At 49.2% G+C, this 1,245-nt stretch carries 1 protein-coding gene and 1 tRNA gene; both read left to right on the top strand.

All coding sequences use genetic code 11. The features are described from left to right. The coding region (gene apbC / locus ACTHUM_RS14540) for an iron-sulfur cluster carrier protein ApbC (RefSeq protein ID WP_440403230.1) at window positions 1-862 on the top strand (862 nt) is incomplete at its 5' end. 59 nt (window positions 863-921) lie between these two features. Continuing rightward, window positions 922-997, top strand: a tRNA-Lys gene (locus ACTHUM_RS14535). Window positions 998-1,245: the final 248 nt, after the last annotated feature.

Below are 1,245 nucleotides of genomic sequence, written 5' to 3'. Positions count from 1 at the left end.
CTTGAGTATCGATACCGAAATCGGTACGCATAAAGTTCAACCCGGCGTAGCAACCATCAAAGGCGTGAAAAACATTATCGCCGTTGCATCGGGCAAAGGCGGCGTCGGCAAATCAACGACCACAGCCAACCTTGCCACCGCAATGGCCAGAATGGGCGCGCGCGTCGGCGTACTCGATGCCGACCTGTACGGCCCAAGCCAGCCCACCATGCTCGGCGTACAAGACCGCAAACCCGACCAACAAAACAAAAAACTCATTCCCGTTGAAGCCGAAAGCGGCATTCAAGTGATGTCCATCGGTTTCCTGGTCGATACCGACCAAGCCGTCGTTTGGCGCGGCCCGATGGTCAGCCAAGCCTTGCAACAGCTTATGTTCCAAAGCGAGTGGGACAATGTCGATTATCTCTTCATCGACCTGCCGCCCGGTACCGGCGATATCCAATTGACCCTGTCGCAAAAAATCCCCGTGACCGGCTCCGTTGTCGTCACCACGCCACAAGACATCGCCCTGATTGATGCACGCAAAGCCGTGGATATGTTCAACAAAGTCAATATCCCGATTTTGGGCGTTTTAGAAAACATGTCTGTCCATATTTGCACCAACTGCGGCCATGCCGAAGCAATCTTCGGCGCAGAAGGCGGCAAAAACTTGGCAGAGCGTTTGAATGTACCGTTGCTTGGCCAACTTCCATTAAGCCTGCCTGTACGCGAAGCTATGGATAGCGGCACATCTTCGGCCTTGTTTGAAAACAACCAAACCATCGCCGACATCTACACCGAAGCCGCCTTCCAAATTGCACTGGCCATTGCCGATAAAGGTAAAGACTTCAGCAGCCGCTTCCCGAAAATCGTTGTCGAATAAAAAAATTTAAAAAAGGTGTTGACAGCTGTGTACCCCATCTCTATAATGCACAGCTTATCGGGTCGTTAGCTCAGTCGGTAGAGCAGCGGACTTTTAATCCGTTGGTCGAGCGTTCGAATCGCTCACGACCCACCAAATATGAAAACCTACTTTGAAAAAAGTAGGTTTTTTTACGTTTGGATTTTGGGATTTTATTGAGCATATTTTATTATTGAGACAATCCATAGCGCATCAAGCATCAGGCCGTCTGAAAATATCTTTCAGACGGCCTGAAGTTTTTTATAGGAATGTTTTTGAGAAATAAGCTTTCTACTTAGGGCAGACAAACGTTTAAAACCTTACCTGCGTCTGCAACTGCCTACGATAAACCAATACGGCAGCAG

The sequence above is a fragment of the Neisseria sp. P0021.S006 genome (assembly GCF_051956895.1).
The sequence above is the reverse complement of the archived record's forward strand: the minus strand, read 5'-3'. Positions and strand labels throughout refer to the sequence as shown.